20 protein-coding genes, 1 pseudogene and 1 riboswitch are annotated in these 14,936 nt (G+C 39.2%); of the genes and pseudogenes, 17 read left to right on the top strand and 4 right to left on the bottom strand.

What is annotated here, in order from left to right; translation table 11 throughout:
* Position 1: 1 nt before the first annotated feature.
* The gene (locus AC6H0A_RS07485; protein WP_005640956.1) at positions 2 to 1,672 is read left to right on the top strand and encodes a fructose-specific PTS transporter subunit EIIC; all 1,671 of its coding nucleotides are present in this window, start codon (positions 2 to 4) and stop codon (positions 1,670 to 1,672) included.
* A 61-nt stretch (positions 1,673 to 1,733) separates the two neighbouring features.
* Here the strand turns inward: AC6H0A_RS07485 and AC6H0A_RS07480 are convergent, their stop codons facing one another.
* Both AC6H0A_RS07480 and nadR read right to left on the bottom strand, forming a co-directional pair.
* Complete coding sequence (locus AC6H0A_RS07480) at positions 1,734 to 2,414, bottom strand: metallophosphoesterase family protein (RefSeq protein ID WP_005640958.1); 681 nt, start codon at positions 2,412 to 2,414, stop codon at positions 1,734 to 1,736.
* Positions 2,411 to 3,634, bottom strand: a pseudogene (nadR, locus tag AC6H0A_RS07475) (multifunctional transcriptional regulator/nicotinamide-nucleotide adenylyltransferase/ribosylnicotinamide kinase NadR). The gene AC6H0A_RS07480 and the pseudogene nadR overlap by 4 nt, the downstream one beginning before the upstream one ends.
* A riboswitch (FMN riboswitch) is annotated at positions 3,629 to 3,806 on the top strand. (Overlaps the previous pseudogene by 6 nt.)
* 88 nt (positions 3,807 to 3,894) lie before the next feature.
* Here nadR and ribB point away from each other — a divergent pair.
* The gene (ribB, locus tag AC6H0A_RS07470; RefSeq protein ID WP_005640962.1) at positions 3,895 to 4,542 is read left to right on the top strand and encodes a 3,4-dihydroxy-2-butanone-4-phosphate synthase; all 648 of its coding nucleotides are present in this window, start codon (positions 3,895 to 3,897) and stop codon (positions 4,540 to 4,542) included.
* Between the two features lie 14 nt (positions 4,543 to 4,556).
* Positions 4,557 to 5,414, top strand: coding sequence for a glycosyltransferase family 25 protein (locus AC6H0A_RS07465; protein WP_497512611.1), 858 nt, complete (start codon positions 4,557 to 4,559; stop codon positions 5,412 to 5,414).
* 49 nt (positions 5,415 to 5,463) lie between these two features.
* Here AC6H0A_RS07465 and trmL read toward each other — a convergent pair whose 3' ends face one another.
* Both trmL and rsmD read right to left on the bottom strand, forming a co-directional pair.
* On the bottom strand, positions 5,464 to 5,946 hold the full coding sequence (gene trmL, locus AC6H0A_RS07460; RefSeq protein WP_005640966.1) for a tRNA (uridine(34)/cytosine(34)/5-carboxymethylaminomethyluridine(34)-2'-O)-methyltransferase TrmL: 483 nt from the start codon (positions 5,944 to 5,946) through the stop codon (positions 5,464 to 5,466).
* Positions 5,947 to 5,956: 10 nt separating this feature from the next.
* Positions 5,957 to 6,538, bottom strand: coding sequence for a 16S rRNA (guanine(966)-N(2))-methyltransferase RsmD (gene rsmD / locus AC6H0A_RS07455; RefSeq protein ID WP_005640968.1), 582 nt, complete (start codon positions 6,536 to 6,538; stop codon positions 5,957 to 5,959).
* Positions 6,539 to 6,634: 96 nt separating this feature from the next.
* Here rsmD and ftsY point away from each other — a divergent pair, with 96 nt between their 5' ends.
* The 14 genes from ftsY (at position 6,635) to rpsQ (ending at position 14,868) form a co-directional block, all read left to right on the top strand.
* A complete protein-coding gene (gene ftsY / locus AC6H0A_RS07450; RefSeq protein WP_497512610.1) occupies positions 6,635 to 7,981 on the top strand; it encodes a signal recognition particle-docking protein FtsY in 1,347 nt (448 codons plus the stop codon).
* 18 nt (positions 7,982 to 7,999) lie between these two features.
* Complete coding sequence (gene ftsE, locus AC6H0A_RS07445; protein WP_005640972.1) at positions 8,000 to 8,656, top strand: cell division ATP-binding protein FtsE; 657 nt, start codon at positions 8,000 to 8,002, stop codon at positions 8,654 to 8,656.
* A gap of 9 nt (positions 8,657 to 8,665) precedes the next feature.
* Entirely contained in the window at positions 8,666 to 9,598 is a 933-nt protein-coding gene (gene ftsX, locus AC6H0A_RS07440) for a permease-like cell division protein FtsX (protein WP_005640974.1), read from the top strand.
* Positions 9,599 to 9,919: 321 nt separating this feature from the next.
* Positions 9,920 to 10,231: a 30S ribosomal protein S10 gene (gene rpsJ / locus AC6H0A_RS07435; protein ID WP_001181005.1), complete on the top strand. Its 312-nt coding sequence runs from the start codon at positions 9,920 to 9,922 to the stop codon at positions 10,229 to 10,231.
* 16 nt (positions 10,232 to 10,247) lie between these two features.
* The gene (rplC, locus tag AC6H0A_RS07430; RefSeq protein WP_005632753.1) at positions 10,248 to 10,874 is read left to right on the top strand and encodes a 50S ribosomal protein L3; all 627 of its coding nucleotides are present in this window, start codon (positions 10,248 to 10,250) and stop codon (positions 10,872 to 10,874) included.
* A gap of 15 nt (positions 10,875 to 10,889) precedes the next feature.
* The gene (rplD, locus tag AC6H0A_RS07425; protein ID WP_005640976.1) at positions 10,890 to 11,492 is read left to right on the top strand and encodes a 50S ribosomal protein L4; all 603 of its coding nucleotides are present in this window, start codon (positions 10,890 to 10,892) and stop codon (positions 11,490 to 11,492) included.
* Positions 11,489 to 11,788: a 50S ribosomal protein L23 gene (rplW, locus tag AC6H0A_RS07420; protein WP_005632756.1), complete on the top strand. Its 300-nt coding sequence runs from the start codon at positions 11,489 to 11,491 to the stop codon at positions 11,786 to 11,788. The genes rplD and rplW overlap by 4 nt, the downstream gene beginning before the upstream one ends.
* Before the next feature lie 17 nt (positions 11,789 to 11,805).
* Positions 11,806 to 12,627, top strand: coding sequence for a 50S ribosomal protein L2 (gene rplB / locus AC6H0A_RS07415; RefSeq protein ID WP_005640979.1), 822 nt, complete (start codon positions 11,806 to 11,808; stop codon positions 12,625 to 12,627).
* 24 nt (positions 12,628 to 12,651) lie between these two features.
* Complete coding sequence (gene rpsS / locus AC6H0A_RS07410; RefSeq protein ID WP_005539416.1) at positions 12,652 to 12,927, top strand: 30S ribosomal protein S19; 276 nt, start codon at positions 12,652 to 12,654, stop codon at positions 12,925 to 12,927.
* Positions 12,928 to 12,938: 11 nt separating this feature from the next.
* The gene (gene rplV, locus AC6H0A_RS07405; RefSeq protein ID WP_005625897.1) at positions 12,939 to 13,271 is read left to right on the top strand and encodes a 50S ribosomal protein L22; all 333 of its coding nucleotides are present in this window, start codon (positions 12,939 to 12,941) and stop codon (positions 13,269 to 13,271) included.
* A 17-nt stretch (positions 13,272 to 13,288) separates the two neighbouring features.
* Entirely contained in the window at positions 13,289 to 13,996 is a 708-nt protein-coding gene (gene rpsC, locus AC6H0A_RS07400; protein ID WP_005640982.1) for a 30S ribosomal protein S3, read from the top strand.
* Between the two features lie 13 nt (positions 13,997 to 14,009).
* Positions 14,010 to 14,420, top strand: coding sequence for a 50S ribosomal protein L16 (rplP, locus tag AC6H0A_RS07395; RefSeq protein WP_005640983.1), 411 nt, complete (start codon positions 14,010 to 14,012; stop codon positions 14,418 to 14,420).
* Positions 14,420 to 14,611 carry a 50S ribosomal protein L29 gene (gene rpmC / locus AC6H0A_RS07390; protein WP_005625888.1) on the top strand — a complete coding sequence of 64 codons (192 nt, stop codon included), beginning with the start codon at positions 14,420 to 14,422 and terminating at the stop codon, positions 14,609 to 14,611. The genes rplP and rpmC overlap by 1 nt, the downstream gene beginning before the upstream one ends.
* The gene (gene rpsQ, locus AC6H0A_RS07385) at positions 14,611 to 14,868 is read left to right on the top strand and encodes a 30S ribosomal protein S17 (protein WP_005625886.1); all 258 of its coding nucleotides are present in this window, start codon (positions 14,611 to 14,613) and stop codon (positions 14,866 to 14,868) included. Before rpmC ends, rpsQ begins: the two co-directional genes overlap by 1 nt.
* Positions 14,869 to 14,936 lie beyond the last annotated feature (68 nt).

Genomic DNA, 14,936 nt, shown 5'->3' with positions numbered 1-14,936 from the left:
TATGAAGTTATTTTTAACCCAATCAGATAATGTAGGCGATGCGAAAGCCTATTTATTACATGAAGTTTTTCGAGCTGCTGCACAAAAAGCGAATGTCTCCATTGTAGAAACACCAGCTGAAGCAGATCTTGTTCTCGTATTTGGTTCTGTATTACCAAACAACCCCGCTTTAGTCGATAAAAAAGTCTTTATTATCGGCGAAGCTATCGCCATGATTTCTCCTGAAGTAACGTTGGCAAATGCCTTAGCGAATGGGGCAGATTATGTTGCACCGAAAAGTGCGGTGACTTTTACAGGTGTTTCTGGTGTAAAAAATATTGTTGCGATAACTGCTTGTCCAACTGGCGTTGCACATACGTTTATGTCAGCCGAAGCGATTGAAGTCTATGCGAAAAAACAAGGTTGGAATGTAAAAGTTGAAACCCGTGGTCAAGTTGGGGCTGGTAATGAAATTACTGCAGAAGAAGTTGCCGCGGCTGATTTGGTATTTGTTGCAGCAGATATTGATGTGCCTTTAGATAAATTTAAAGGTAAGCCAATGTACCGCACTTCAACAGGATTAGCCTTGAAGAAAACCGAGCAAGAATTTGATAAAGCATTTAAAGAAGCCAAAATTTTTGATGGTGGAAATAATGCGGGATCGAAAGAAGAAAGCCGTGAGAAAAAAGGTGTGTACAAACACTTAATGACTGGCGTTTCTCATATGTTGCCGTTAGTGGTTGCAGGTGGGTTGTTGATCGCGATTTCCTTTATGTTCAGTTTTAATGTAATTGAAAATACAGGAGTTTTTCAAGATCTTCCCAATATGTTGATGAATATCGGTAGTGGTGTGGCGTTCAAGTTAATGATTGCCGTGTTTGCTGGTTACGTTGCATTTTCTATCGCTGATCGTCCAGGGCTTGCAGTTGGTTTGATTGCTGGGATGCTAGCAAGTGAAGCGGGTGCAGGGATTCTTGGCGGTATTATTGCGGGTTTCTTAGCGGGCTATGTGGTTAAAGGACTGAATGTGATTATTCAATTGCCAGCAAGCCTGACTTCATTAAAACCGATTTTAATTTTACCGCTCTTGGGTTCGATGATTGTTGGTTTGACGATGATTTACCTTATCAATCCACCAGTGGCTGAAATTATGAAAGAGCTAAGTAATTGGCTTACTTCAATGGGCGAAGTGAATGCGATTGTGTTAGGCGCAATTATCGGTGCAATGATGTGTATCGATATGGGCGGACCGGTAAATAAAGCAACATACACCTTTTCTGTTGGATTGATTGCATCCCAAGTTTATACGCCAATGGCTGCGACAATGGCCGCGGGGATGGTTCCACCAATTGGTATGACAGTTGCAACTTGGATTGCTCGCAATAAATTCACAGTTAGCCAACGCGATGCGGGGAAAGCATCATTTGTTCTTGGTTTATGTTTTATTTCTGAAGGTGCATTACCATTTGTAGCAGCAGATCCAATTCGTGTTATTATTAGTTCTGTGATTGGTGGTGCCGTGGCTGGTGCGATTTCAATGGGATTAAATATTGCATTACAAGCTCCACACGGCGGATTATTTGTCATTCCATTTGTATCTGAGCCATTGAAATATCTTGGTGCAATTGCGATTGGTGCTTTATCAACAGGTGTGGTTTACGCCATTATTAAATCGAAAAACAATGCGGAATAATACCGCACTTTGAATGTAAAAAAGCCGATTCATTTGAATCGGCTTTTGTTTTGGAATAGATTTATTTTTCACGATCGTCGATGGTTTGCAGCAAATAATTTCCTTCGGCGTCAGCAAGACTACGGAAACCTACATTCGTGATTTTATAGGGATACTTTGTTCGATAAGTAAAGTTTTCGTGATGATGACCGTGGAATACTTGCTTAACCCCCATCTTCATTGCCAAATCATTAATTACTTGGAAACCCATCGGATGTGGTTTAGGGGCTTCGTGACAAATCAACACATCCGCTTGTTGGTTTTCTAAAATTTCAATATCTGATGGAAAAATTGACGTGCGATGACGCAAAGGCACCCCGCCTCGCCAGATCTTCTCCTGTGGGCTATATTGGCAATAATGAATAGGATCAAAAAACATAGGGCGACTCGGTGGCATCCAGATTTGCCCGCGGAATACACCGCCTAACCCCGCAATGCGGGTGCCTTGAATATCAACTACGCGATTGTGTAAATTGCGTGATTGCCATTCAGAGCCCCAAATCGCATCAAAAGCACTAATTGTTTTGCTATCATGATTTCCATGAATAAACCAAATATCACAATGTTGCGCAAGTTTATCCAACTCATCTGTTGTCGTGAGCTGTAAATCGCCTAAAATTATGAGTGCGACATTCTCCAGTTCTCTCACAAAAGGGTAAATATGATCGTAGCTTCCGTGTGGATCACCGGCAAATAAGATCATTGATGTTTTCCTTTTATAACAAATGGACTATTTTGCAATTCACTGATTTCTTCTTCATTTAGCACTTTCTCAATGACTGCTTTCACTTGGTTATAGCGATCAAGATAACTTGGCGATTCAATCTCTATGTAAGGGACTTTATATTTATCTAACAGTTTTTTGAGTAGTTGTTGAAATTGTTGGCGTTGTTTTTGTGAGCCTAAGCTACGCAAGCCATCATCCACCCATTCAGTATTATTTTTAAGCAAAATAGTGACGTCGAAGGGATATTCTTTAATCATCGAGTCTAAAAATGGATGGGCTTTTCCTTCATACTGAATGCAGAACGCTTGCGTGGTGATGAAATCTGTATCAATAAATGCAATTTTATGTGCATGGCGCACGGCATAATCAATATATCGTTGGTGACCAAGAGCCATTTGCGGATAGTCAGAATATTGCATAGCCTGCTCATTACCACCGAGCTTTTCAAATACAAATTCACGCCCGTATTCCCATGCAGACGTGGTATTAAATACAGCTGCTAACTTATTAACCAGTACGCTTTTACCACTGCTTTCTCCGCCTAAAATCGCCACAGTTTTAGCAAAGAAAGGGCGAACTTCTTTTGGAATAAATTTCCAATATTGGAATGGTGTGGTGCGAATTTTGGTTGCGGACACATTAAAGAAAGTGCGGTCAGGATCAACTAACGAAACTTCTAAACCTAAGTATTTCTCGTAAGGCGCTTTATCTTGAGGTTCGCTACTAAATACGATTGAAGGTTCGAAATGTTTTTCATGGAATAAGGTTTTAACCGCTTCACTCCAAGATTGCCAGCCGTTTGGATAACTCGGAATACCGTCTTCAATCAAATGATGAATAAAAATCTGATTTTTTTGATATTTGAAAATTTGCTGCATCCAACGCAAACGATCTTGCACAGTTGGCATACGTTTCATTTTACTATCGTAAAACAATTTCAAATCGCGCTCTGTATCACTACACACGATAACGTGCAATTCATCTACTTTACTGAACGCTTCATAAATCATATTTATATGGCCTGTGTGTACAGGATAAAATTTCCCGAAAATGACACCGACTTTTTTCTCTTTTGCTTTTGACATAATCCGCTCTTAATAGCGTAAGAATTGAGTGCGTTTATTGTAGGCTAAATGAAAATATTTTTCACGTTATGATTTAGTGACTAGGTATTTTGCGCTATACTTAGCGCGCATTCTCAGGGCAGGGTGAAATTCCCTACCGGTGGTAAAGCCCACGAGCGTTTAAAAGTGCGGTCAATTTTTGGCAAATTTTCCCTGCTAAATTGTCCTGATTTTCACTTTTAAAGTCAGCAGATTTGGTGAAATTCCAAAGCCGACAGTAAAGTCTGGATGAAAGAGAATAAAACGAGTTGGGTTCCCAAATCGTTCATTTTATTTGCATTTCTCAGCCCTGATTCTGGTATTTAATTGAAATCTCAAATTAGGAAATTACTATGAATCAGTCAATTTTATCTCCATTCGGCAATACTGCTGAAGAACGCGTATTTAACGCAATTAATGCCTTCAAAAATGGAAATGGCGTATTAGTTTTAGATGATAAAGATCGTGAAAATGAAGGCGATTTAATTTTCCCAGCAGAAACAATCACGCTAGAACAAATGGCAAAATTAATTCGTTATGGCAGTGGCATTGTTTGTTTATGCATTACTGATGAACGTTGCCAACAACTCGATTTACCGCCAATGGTAGAACACAATAATAGCGTAAACAAAACAGCTTTTACGGTGACGATTGAAGCCGCGAAAGGTGTGTCTACAGGTGTATCTGCCGCAGACCGAGTAACAACCATTCAAACCGCGATTGCGGATAATGCACTTCCAACAGATTTACATCGCCCTGGCCATGTCTTCCCACTTCGTGCAGCAAATGGTGGCGTACTTACTCGCCGCGGGCATACTGAAGCTTCCGTTGATTTAGCACGTTTAGCAGGATTTAAAGAAGCTGGCGTTATTTGTGAAATCACGAATGACGACGGCACAATGGCTCGCGCCCCTGAGATTGTAGAATTTGCAAAGAAATTTGGTTATTCTGTGCTTACCATTGAAGATTTAGTTGAGTATCGTTTAGCACATAATATTTAAAATGAAGAAGTACGGTGAAAATTTCTATGATTTTTCACCGCACTTTTTATCTTATATCATTCCACATTTTATTTATTATTTATTTGGGTAACTTTTATGCACAGCACAGCACAGCACAGCACAATTATGTCATTAGTTTAACTACTGAACAAAAACGCCGAAAACACATTACCGAAGAATTCGGTAAGCAGAATATTCCCTTTGCATTCTTTGATGCTATCACGCCTGACCTTATTGAAGAAACCGCTAAAAAATTTAATATAACCTTTGATCGTTCATCAAAAGCAACTTTGTGTGATGCTGAGATAGCTTGTGCATTAAGCCATATCGTTTTATGGAGTTTCATTTTAGAAAATAATTTAGATTATATTAATATTTTTGAAGATGATATTTATTTGGGAGAAAATGCAAAAGAATTATTGAATATTGATTATATACCTGAAGATACTGATATATTGAAGTTAGAAGCTCATGGAAAAATAATTTATGGAAAGCGTAAGCAAATAAAATGTAATAGAAATATTTCCCGATTGAAATTTAAACATACTGGAACGGCTGGCTATTCAATCACCGCTAAGGGTGCCAGATATTTATTGAATAACATAAGAAATAAACAACTTTATCTTGCTATTGATACTATAATTTTTGATGAATTATTAAGCCAAAAAGATTATAAAGTTATGCAACTTTCCCCTGCAATATGCGCTCAAAGTTTTATTCTGCATGATGAAAATCATTTTGAGAGTAGTTTGCATAATGATAGGGAAAAAGTGCATAAAAACCAAATTCCTGCTAAACCTTTAGCTAAAATAAAAAATGAATTAATTAGAATAAAAAAACGGATATTCGGAAAACAAGTCCCATTTAAATAACAAAAGAGCGGTTAAAAATCTCATTGAATTTTAATCGCTCTTTTTTTGTTTATTTTGCTTTTGACAAATTTATTGCACCTTCATAGCCTAATTGTCGCCAAGCTTCATAAACCGTTACTGCGACAGAATTAGATAAGTTCATACTGCGGCTATTGGCTGTCATTGGAATGCGGATTTTTTGTTCCATCGGCATTTCATTCAAAATTGACATTGGAATTCCGCGAGTTTCTGGACCAAACATTAAATAATCACCAAGTTCAAACTTCACTAGGCTATGTGCTGGACTGCCTTTTGTTGTGAGTGCAAAGAGACGTTTGGGTTTTTCGCTTTCTAAAAAGGTTTCAAAAGTCTTGTGGCGTTTGATTTCCGCAAATTCGTGATAATCCAAACCTGAGCGGCGTAAGCGTTTATCATCCCAGGTGAAACCTAGCGGTTCAATTAAGTGCAAGCGAAATCCTGTGTTAGCACAAAGGCGGATAATGTTACCAGTATTTTGTGGGATCTCTGGTTCATATAAAACAATATCTAACATAATTTTTTCTCTAATTCTGATATAAACGATAACTCACCATTCCAGTCGTTTTTTCTTTCAATAACGTCCAGTTTTCAGGTGTGATGAGCGGTTTATCTTTCTCTGTTTCTACGTAAATTAACGCATTGGGTTTTAGCCAATTATTTTCACAAAGCAAGTTAATTGCTTGTTCTGCCAAATTAAAATGAAAGGGTGGATCTAAAAACACGACATCAAAGTGCGGTTGATTTTGTGGCTGTTTTAGAAAATCCAAACTACTTTGATTAATCACTTCAGCCTGTTCTGATGAGCATTTGAGCGTTTGTAAATTCTTTTTTAATTGATTGGCGACGGTTTTATCTAATTCTAAAAAAGTCACCCTTTTCGCTTGGCGAGAAAGTGCTTCAAAACCTAATGAACCACTCCCCGCAAAGCCATCTAAACATTCAGACTGATGAATATAAGGCATCAACCAATTAAAAAGCGTTTCTTTCACTCTATCGCCAGTTGGGCGTAAGCCTTCTGAATTTAATACTGGAAGTTTTCGCCCTCGCCATAGCCCAGCAATAATGCGAACCTCGCCCTTTGCATTTGGCGTTTGTATTTTTTTCATAAAGATTCGATTTTTATTGAAAATTGTGCTTAGTTTAGACGATTTTTTGCTAGAATAAACGACATTTTTATCGGATTACAGTTAAGAGAGCATTTTATGGCTGAAGAAAATAAAAAAGGTGGATTTTGGGCATCGTTATTTGGGCGTAATAAAAAGCAAGATGAACCTAAAATAGAGCCGATAATTGAAGAAGAAAAGATTAAAGATGTCGAGCCATCTATTGAAAAACTTGAAACTCATGATTTAGTTGAAGAAAAGCCTGAATTAGAGATAGTAGAAAGTGCGGTGGATTCTAAGCCGTTTTTAGCAGAAAGCATTGAAACGAATGAAATCGTTGAAGAAGAAAAAATACAGGAAATTTCAACCACACTTGAGCCAGTCGAAGAAATCATCGAAGCGAAAAATTTAGAAGATGAGCTTCCGATTACAGAAACCGTGGTTGAATCTGAAATTGTTGAAGATATTAAAGATGAGCTTCAGCCTGTTGTTGAAATTGAAACTCGCGAAAAGCCAAGTGAAGGGGGCTTTTTTAGTCGTTTAGTTAAGGGATTACTGAAAACTAAACAAAATATTGGCGCGGGTTTTCGTAGTTTTTTCTTAGGAAAGAAAATTGATGATGAGTTGTTTGAAGAATTAGAAGAACAACTTTTGATTGCGGATATTGGCGTGCCGACAACAAGTAAAATTATCAAAAATTTGACTGAGCATGCAAGTCGCAAAGAATTACAAGATGCTGAGCTTTTATATCAACAACTAAAAGTAGAAATGGCAGATATTCTTGAGTCAGTGGCACAACCGTTAGAGATTGATAGCACGAAAAAACCTTATGTGATTTTAATGGTGGGCGTAAATGGCGTGGGTAAAACGACGACAATTGGTAAGCTTGCACGTAAATTTCAGGCTGAAGGAAAATCAGTGATGCTTGCGGCGGGCGATACTTTCCGTGCGGCGGCCGTTGAGCAGCTTCAAGTTTGGGGAGAACGCAATCACATTCCAGTTGTTGCGCAAAGCACTGGTTCTGATTCTGCATCGGTGATTTTTGATGCGATGCAATCAGCGGCTGCACGTAATATTGATATTCTTATTGCGGATACCGCGGGTCGTCTACAAAATAAAAATAACTTAATGGACGAACTGAAAAAAATTGTTCGTGTTATGAAAAAATATGACGAAACTGCACCACATGAAATTATGCTTACGCTGGATGCTGGCACGGGACAAAATGCTATTAGTCAAGCGAAGTTATTTAATGAAGCTGTGGGCTTAACAGGGATCTCTCTAACTAAATTAGATGGCACGGCAAAAGGCGGTGTGATTTTTGCCATAGCCGATCAGTTTAAGTTGCCTATTCGCTATATCGGTGTAGGTGAGAAAATTGAAGATTTACGTGAGTTTAATGCGAAAGAATTTATTGAGGCATTATTCGTTCATGAAGAAGAATAAAAAGAATAAGGAAAAATTGTGATTAAGTTCTCAAATGTTTCTAAAGCCTATCATGGAGCAACGCAGCCAGCGTTACAAGGCTTGAATTTTCATCTTCCAGTGGGAAGTATGACTTACTTAGTTGGGCATTCAGGCGCAGGGAAAAGTACATTGCTCAAGCTTATTATGGGGATGGAAAAAGCCAATGCCGGTCAAATTTGGTTTAACGGGCACGATATTACTCGCTTGTCGAAATATGAAATTCCATTTCTGCGTCGCCAAATTGGTATGGTTCACCAAGATTATCGTTTATTAACAGATCGTACAGTGGCGGGAAATGTGGCATTGCCATTGATTATTGCAGGTATGCATCCAAAAGATGCGCATATACGTGCGATGGCATCTTTAGATCGTGTAGGATTGCGTAATAAAGCCCACTATTTGCCACCGCAAATTTCTGGCGGGGAGCAGCAACGCGTTGATATTGCACGTGCGATTGTGCATAAGCCTCAACTCTTACTAGCAGATGAGCCAACGGGTAATTTAGATGATGAACTTTCTTTAGACATTTTTAATTTGTTTGAAGAATTTAATCGCCTAGGAATGACTGTGTTAATTGCTACTCACGACATTAATTTAATTCAACAAAAACCAAAACCTTGTCTTGTACTTGAACAAGGTTATTTACGTTATTAAGGAATAATCATGAGCCGACCAACGGATGCATCCTTTTTTGTTCAAATAGCCTATACTTTGCGTGCAGTATGGGCAGATTTATGGCAACGTAAATTTGGCACGCTGCTCACGATTTTGGTGATTGCTGTATCTCTGACGATACCAACTGTGAGCTATTTAATGTGGAAAAATTTACATTTAGCAACCACTCAATTTTATCCTGAAAGTGAATTGACGATTTATCTTCACAAAAATTTAAGTGAAGAAGACGCGAATTTAGTAGTAGAGAAAATCCGTCAACAAGATGGGGTGGAATCACTGAATTATGTCTCTCGTCAAGAAAGTTTAAAGGAATTTAAAAGCTGGTCTGGCTTTGGTGAAGAATTAGAAATTCTAGATGATAATCCATTGCCTGCAGTCGTCATGGTAAAACCGACGAGCGAATTTAATGTTTCAGAAAAACGTGATGAGTTACGTACGAATTTAAATAAAATTAAAGGCGTGCAAGAAGTTCGCTTGGATAACGACTGGATGGAAAAATTAACCGCACTTTCTTGGTTAATCGCCCATGTGGCAATTTTCTGCACTGTATTAATGACGATAGCGGTCTTTTTAGTTATTGGTAACAGTATTCGCTCTGATGTGTATAGTAGCCGATCAAGTATTGATGTGATGAAATTGCTTGGTGCGACAGATCAATTTATCCTTCGTCCTTACCTTTATACGGGGATGATTTATGCTGTGTTAGGTGGGTTAGTTGCAGCAATTTTTAGTAGCTTTATTATCAGCTATTTTACTTCTGCAGTGAAATATGTAACGGATATTTTTGCTGTCCAATTCAGTTTGAATGGATTAGGCGTTGGCGAATTTGTATTTTTATTAGTGTGTTGCTTAATTATGGGATATGTTGGTGCGTGGATTGTAGCAAAACGACATATTACGCTATTAGATAACCATCAATAATTTTAATATGCTCTAAGTGCGGTGATTTTTCTAGGTATTTTTCGATGAGAAAATACGGCGATAAATGACCGCACTTTTTATTTGCTTTGAATAAATCCCTTGCAATTTGTTTAACTTTTGTGTAGTATTCACGAGCTTTCGATATGAAAGCCGTTTAATGTAATCATTTATTAAACGAGCATGACGATATGTCACGCTAAACAATGTTTCCGATTTGGAGACTATATAACAGGTAACTTGCACCTCCTTTTCTATTTTGAAGTTAGAATTGTGATTGGTGTTAGTTTTTTATTAGCTAAATTTTATTGGAGCTCTGGTCTAATGCAGAACCAAAGAATCCGTATCCGCTTAAAAGCTTTCGATCACCGTTTGATCGATCAATCTACTGCGGAGATCGTAGAAACAGCTAAACGTACTGGTGCACAAGTTCGTGGTCCAATCCCTTTACCAACTCGTAAAGAGCGTTTCACCGTGTTGATTTCTCCACACGTGAACAAAGACGCGCGTGACCAATACGAAATTCGTACACACAAACGTTTAGTAGATATCGTAGAGCCAACAGAAAAAACTGTTGATGCATTAATGCGTTTAGATTTGGCTGCCGGCGTGGACGTGCAGATCAGCCTAGGTTAATTAAGAGGTTATTACAATGATTGGTTTAGTCGGTCGTAAAGTTGGTATGACCCGTATCTTCAATGAAGACGGTGTTTCTGTACCAGTTACCGTTATCGAAATCGAAGCCAACCGCGTAACTCAAGTTAAAACTCTTGAAAACGATGGCTATACTGCAGTTCAAGTTACTACTGGTTCTAAAAAAGCGAATCGTGTAACTAAACCTGAAGCAGGCCATTTCGTGAAAGCAGGTGTTGAAGCTGGTCGCGGTTTATGGGAATTTCGTACTGAAGGTGAAGAATTCACTTTAGGTCAAGAAATCAATGTTGACATCTTTGCAGATGTTAAAAAAGTAGATGTTACTGGTACTTCTAAAGGTAAAGGTTTCCAAGGTGGTGTTAAACGTTGGAACTTCCGTACTCAAGATGCGACTCATGGTAACTCTTTATCACATCGTGTACTTGGTTCTATTGGTCAAAACCAAACTCCAGGTCGTGTGTTTAAAGGTAAAAAAATGGCAGGACATTTAGGTGCTGAGCGTGTAACCGTTCAATCACTTGAAGTTGTTCGTGTAGATGCTGAGCGTAAATTGCTATTAGTAAAAGGTTCTGTACCTGGTGCTATCAATGGCGATGTTATCGTTAAGCCAGCAGTTAAAGCATAAGTCTAGGAGATAGAGATGGAATTACAAGTTGTAGGTGCAAACGCACTAACTGTTTCTGAAACTACCTTCGGACGTGAGTTTAACGAAGCTTTGATTCACCAAGTTGTTGTTGCTTATGCAGCAGGTGCTCGTCAAGGTACTCGTGCGCAAAAAACTCGTGCTGAAGTGTCTGGTTCAGGTAAAAAACCTTGGCGTCAAAAAGGTACAGGTCGTGCTCGTTCTGGTGATATCAAATCACCAATCTGGCGTTCTGGTGGTACAACCTTCGCGGCTAAACCACAAGATCACAGCCAAAAAGTGAACAAGAAAATGTACCGTGGTGCTATCAAAAGCATTCTTTCTGAATTAGTTCGTCAAGACCGTTTGGTTGTTGTTAAAAAATTCGAATTAGATGCACCAAAAACTAAAGTATTAGTACAAAAATTAAAAGATTTAGCAGTTGAAGATGCGTTAATTATCACAGCAAGTTTAGATGAAAATCTGTTCTTAGCGGCACGTAACTTATATAAAGTTGATGTACGTGATGTTCAAGGTATCGATCCAGTTAGCTTAATCGCTTTCGATAAAGTGATTGTTACTGTTGACGCTGTGAAACAAATTGAGGAGATCCTAGCATGAGTCAAGAACGTTTGCTAAGCGTGCTACGTGCACCGCACATCTCTGAAAAAGCAACTAACAATGCTGAAAAATCTAACACTGTTGTACTTAAAGTTGCTTTAGATGCGAACAAAGCTGAAATTGCTGCTGCTGTTGCTCAATTATTTGAAGTAAAAGTTGACTCAGTTCGTACTGTGGTTGTTAAAGGTAAAACTAAACGCCGTGGTAACAAAATGGGTCGTCGCAGCGACTGGAAAAAAGCTTATGTAACTTTAGCCGAAGGCCAAAACTTGGACTTCGTGGACAGTGCAGAGTAATCGGAGGAAATTAGAGAATGGCTATCGTTAAATGTAAGCCGACCTCCGCTGGTCGTCGTCACGTTGTTAAAATCGTGAACCCTGAATTATACAAGGGTAAACCTTACGCGCCTCTTCTAGATACTAAATCTAAAACTGGTGGTCGTAACAATTATGGTCGTATTACCACTCGCCACATCGGTGGTGGTCATAAACAACATTACCGTTTAATCGATTTCAAACGTAACAAGTTAGATATCCCAGCGGTTGTTGAACGTTTAGAATATGATCCAAATCGTTCAGCTAACATTGCTTTAGTGCTTTATAAAGATGGTGAACGCCGTTATATCTTAGCACCTAAAGGTTTGTCAGTTGGCGATCAAATCCAATCTGGCGTTAACTCACCAATTAAAGTGGGTAACTCATTACCAATGCGTAATATCCCAGTTGGTTCAACAGTACATAACGTTGAATTAAAACCAGGTAAAGGCGGTCAAATCGCTCGTTCTGCTGGTGCTTATGTACAAATCATCGCTCGTGAAGGCAACTACGTAACTTTACGTTTACGTTCAGGCGAAATGCGTAAAGTATTAGCTGAATGTGTTGCTACAATCGGTGAAGTTGGTAACTCAGAACATATGCTTCGCGTATTGGGTAAAGCTGGTGCTAACCGCTGGAGAGGTATTCGCCCTACAGTTCGTGGTACTGCAATGAACCCAGTAGATCACCCACACGGTGGTGGTGAAGGTCGTAACTTTGGTAAACACCCAGTAACTCCTTGGGGCGTTCAAACTAAAGGTAAGAAAACTCGTCACAACAAGCGTACTGATAAATATATCGTACGTCGTCGTGGCAAATAATTTAAATTAATAAGAGGATAAGCCATGCCACGTTCTCTCAAGAAAGGTCCTTTCCTTGACCTACACTTGTTGAAGAAGGTAGAGAAGGCGGTGGAAAGCGGGGATAAAAAACCAATCAAAACTTGGTCCCGTCGTTCAATGATCATTCCTTCAATGATCGGATTGACCATCGCAGTCCATAATGGTCGTCAGCACGTTCCTGTTTATGTATCTGATGAAATGATCGGCCATAAATTAGGTGAATTTGCACCGACTCGTACATACCGCGGTCATGCGGCAGATAAGAAAGCTAAGAAATAAGAGGTAAATAGATGGAAACTATCGCAAAACATCGTTACGCTCGCACTTCTGCCCAAAAAGCTCGCTTAGTTGCCGATTTAATTCGTGGTAAAAAAGTTGCGCAAGCATTAGAAATCTTAACTTTTACTAATAAAAAAGCTGCGGCTTTAGTGAAAAAAGTATTAGAGTCTGCTATTGCTAACGCAGAGCATAATGATGGTGCAGATATCGATGATCTTAAAGTTGCTAAAATCTTCGTTGACGAAGGTCCTAGCATGAAACGTGTTATGCCACGTGCTAAAGGTCGTGCAGATCGTATTTTAAAACGTACTAGCCACATTACTGTGGTTGTGTCAGATCGTTAATAAGTAGAGGAATAGCAATGGGTCAAAAAGTAAATCCAAATGGTATTCGCCTAGGTATTGTAAAACCTTGGAACTCTACTTGGTTCGCGAATACACAAGATTTCGCCGACAATCTTGACGGTGACTTCAAAGTACGCAAATTCTTAACTAAAGAATTAGCAAACGCTTCGGTTTCACGTATTACTATTGAGCGTCCAGCGAAAAGTATTCGTGTAACAATTCACACAGCTCGCCCTGGTATCGTTATCGGTAAAAAAGGTGAAGATGTTGAAAAATTACGTAACGCAGTATCTCAAATCGCTGGCGTTCCGGCTCAAATCAACATTGCTGAAGTGAAAAAACCGGAATTAGATGCAAAATTAGTTGCAGACAGCATCGCTTCTCAATTAGAACGTCGTGTAATGTTCCGTCGTGCTATGAAACGTGCGGTACAAAGTGCAATGCGTTTAGGTGCTAAAGGTATCAAAGTTGAAGTTAGCGGTCGTTTAGGTGGTGCAGAAATCGCACGTTCTGAATGGTATCGTGAAGGTCGCGTACCTCTACATACTCTTCGTGCGGACATCGATTATAACACTGCAGAAGCTCACACAACTTACGGCGTAATCGGCGTTAAAGTGTGGATCTTCAAAGGTGAAATTCTTGGTGGAATGGCTGCCGTTGCGCAATCAGAACAACAACCTGCCGACAAGCCTAAAAAGGCTCCACGTGGCAAAGGTCGTAAGTAAGGAGAAACGCTAAATGTTGCAACCAAAACGTACAAAATTCCGTAAAGTTCACAAAGGCCGTAACCGTGGTATCGCGGGTGGTACTGAAGTTAGCTTCGGTACATTCGGGTTAAAAGCAGTTGGTCGTGGTCGTTTAACCGCTCGTCAAATCGAAGCGGCACGTCGTGCAATGTCACGTGCAGTAAAACGTCAAGGTAAAATCTGGATTCGTGTATTCCCAGATAAACCAATTACTGAAAAACCATTAGAAGTCCGTATGGGTAAAGGTAAAGGTAACGTTGAGTACTGGGTAGCCCTAATCCAACCGGGTAAAGTGCTTTATGAAATGGATGGTGTGTCTGAAGAAGTAGCAAGAAACGCATTTGCATTAGCAGCTGCTAAATTGCCAGTTAAGACCACTTTCGTAACTAAGACGGTGATGTAATGAAAGCTCAAGATTTACGTACAAAAAGTGTTGAAGAGCTGAATGCTGAATTAGTAAACCTTTTAGGTGAACAATTCAAGTTGCGTATGCAGACAGCCACCGGTCAGCTTCAACAAACCCATCAGGCTAAACAAGTGCGTCGTGATATTGCACGTGTAAAAACTGTATTAACCGAAAAGGCGGGTGAGTAATGACTGATAAAATTCGTAGCGTACAAGGTAAAGTTGTTAGCGACAAAATGGAAAAATCTTTCGTTGTTGCTATTGAACGTAAGGTAAAACACCCTTTATATGGTAAATTTATCCGTCGTACAACTAAATTACATGTACACGATGAGAACAATGAAGCCAAAGTTGGTGATACCGTAGAGATTCGCGAATGTCGCCCTCTATCAAAAACCAAATCTTGGACTTTAGTTCGTGTAGTTGAAAAAGCAGTTATTGCTTAATTTTCTACATTAAAAAATTTAAAGCCTTAGCGAAAGCTAGGGCTTTTTATGCTTTAAAGTGTGGTTAA

It is taken from the genome of Haemophilus sp. THUN1692, from assembly GCF_059704395.1.
The sequence above is the reverse complement of the archived record's forward strand: the minus strand, read 5'-3'. Positions and strand labels throughout refer to the sequence as shown.

Excerpts from the sequence above, each read along its gene's own strand:
- rplB (WP_005640979.1), top strand. The coding sequence starts at position 11,806 with ATGGCTATCGTTAAATGTAAGCCGACCTCCGCTGGTCGTCGTCACGTT.
- ftsX (WP_005640974.1), top strand. The coding sequence starts at position 8,666 with ATGAGCCGACCAACGGATGCATCCTTTTTTGTTCAAATAGCCTATACT.
- rpmC (WP_005625888.1), top strand. The coding sequence starts at position 14,420 with ATGAAAGCTCAAGATTTACGTACAAAAAGTGTTGAAGAGCTGAATGCT.
- rplW (WP_005632756.1), top strand. The coding sequence starts at position 11,489 with ATGAGTCAAGAACGTTTGCTAAGCGTGCTACGTGCACCGCACATCTCT.
- ribB (WP_005640962.1), top strand. The coding sequence starts at position 3,895 with ATGAATCAGTCAATTTTATCTCCATTCGGCAATACTGCTGAAGAACGC.
- rsmD (WP_005640968.1), bottom strand. The coding sequence starts at position 6,538 with ATGAAAAAAATACAAACGCCAAATGCAAAGGGCGAGGTTCGCATTATT.
- trmL (WP_005640966.1), bottom strand. The coding sequence starts at position 5,946 with ATGTTAGATATTGTTTTATATGAACCAGAGATCCCACAAAATACTGGT.
- ftsY (WP_497512610.1), top strand. The coding sequence starts at position 6,635 with ATGGCTGAAGAAAATAAAAAAGGTGGATTTTGGGCATCGTTATTTGGG.
- AC6H0A_RS07480 (WP_005640958.1), bottom strand. The coding sequence starts at position 2,414 with ATGATCTTATTTGCCGGTGATCCACACGGAAGCTACGATCATATTTAC.
- rpsC (WP_005640982.1), top strand. The coding sequence starts at position 13,289 with ATGGGTCAAAAAGTAAATCCAAATGGTATTCGCCTAGGTATTGTAAAA.
- rplC (WP_005632753.1), top strand. The coding sequence starts at position 10,248 with ATGATTGGTTTAGTCGGTCGTAAAGTTGGTATGACCCGTATCTTCAAT.
- rpsJ (WP_001181005.1), top strand. The coding sequence starts at position 9,920 with ATGCAGAACCAAAGAATCCGTATCCGCTTAAAAGCTTTCGATCACCGT.
- rplD (WP_005640976.1), top strand. The coding sequence starts at position 10,890 with ATGGAATTACAAGTTGTAGGTGCAAACGCACTAACTGTTTCTGAAACT.
- rpsQ (WP_005625886.1), top strand. The coding sequence starts at position 14,611 with ATGACTGATAAAATTCGTAGCGTACAAGGTAAAGTTGTTAGCGACAAA.
- rplV (WP_005625897.1), top strand. The coding sequence starts at position 12,939 with ATGGAAACTATCGCAAAACATCGTTACGCTCGCACTTCTGCCCAAAAA.
- rplP (WP_005640983.1), top strand. The coding sequence starts at position 14,010 with ATGTTGCAACCAAAACGTACAAAATTCCGTAAAGTTCACAAAGGCCGT.
- rpsS (WP_005539416.1), top strand. The coding sequence starts at position 12,652 with ATGCCACGTTCTCTCAAGAAAGGTCCTTTCCTTGACCTACACTTGTTG.
- AC6H0A_RS07485 (WP_005640956.1), top strand. The coding sequence starts at position 2 with ATGAAGTTATTTTTAACCCAATCAGATAATGTAGGCGATGCGAAAGCC.